Annotated in this window: 1 protein-coding gene; it reads left to right on the top strand. The window is 68.5% G+C overall.

Annotated features, from left to right (window positions below):
- A partial coding sequence (locus PGX04_RS24705) for an aldehyde dehydrogenase family protein (protein WP_273740929.1) occupies positions 1-989 on the top strand: 989 nt, incomplete at both ends.

Below are 989 nucleotides of genomic sequence, written 5' to 3'. Positions count from 1 at the left end.
CGATCGCGCGGCCGAGGAGGCGCGCAACGTCGTCAGCACGGGCGAGTACCGCGAGGGATCGACGGCGGGGCACGAGGGGTGGCAGGCGATCGTCAAGCACGAGCCGATCGGTGCCGTCCTCTGTATCACGCCCTACAACTATCCGCTCGCGACGACGGCGTTACAGGTCGCACCCGCGATCGCGGCCGGTAACAGCGTGCTGCTCAAGCCCGCCAGCAAAACTCCCATCTCCGCGGCGATCCTCGCCGACGTCATCGCCGACGTCGACGGGATTCCGGACGGCGCGTTCAACTTCGTCCCCGGCGAGGCCAGCGAGATCGGCGACGTACTCGCCGGCGACGACCGCGTCAACGCGATCGCCATGACCGGCTCCTCGGGCGCGGGCAAACACGTCGCCCGCGAGAGCGGCATGGTGAACCTGCACATGGAACTCGGCGGCAACGCTCCGGCGGTCGTTTTCGACGACGCCGACCTCTCCGACGTCGCGGGCAACTGTGCCAAAGGATCCTTCAAGTACGCCGGCCAGCGTTGTTCGGCCATCTCGCGCGTGCTCGCCCACGAGTCGGTCCACGACGACCTCGTCGACCTGATCGACGGCCAGATGGACGCCTGGCAGGCCGGCGACCTCTTCGATGAGGACACCGCCTTCGGCCCGCTCATCAGCGAAGAGCAGGCCGATTGGGTGGAGACGCTCGTCGAGGACGCCCTTGAGAAGGGAGCCGATCTCGTCCGCGGCGGGAGCCGCCGCGCACCCGAAGGCGTCCCGGACGAACTCGCCACCCAGTTCTTCGAACCGACGCTGCTCGCGAACGTCCCGCACGACGCCCGCATCGTCGACGAGGAGCAGTTCGGCCCCATCGCCGCGATCACGACCTTCGAAGACGAGGCCGAGGCCCTCGAGATCGCGAACGGCTCTGACCTCGCGCTCGACGCGGCGGTCTTCACGAGCGACTACAAGCGCGCGATGCGGATGGCAGAGCGCATCGACG

This window comes from Natrinema soli, from assembly GCF_028618695.1.
This window is presented reverse-complemented; position numbering and strand designations above follow the sequence as displayed.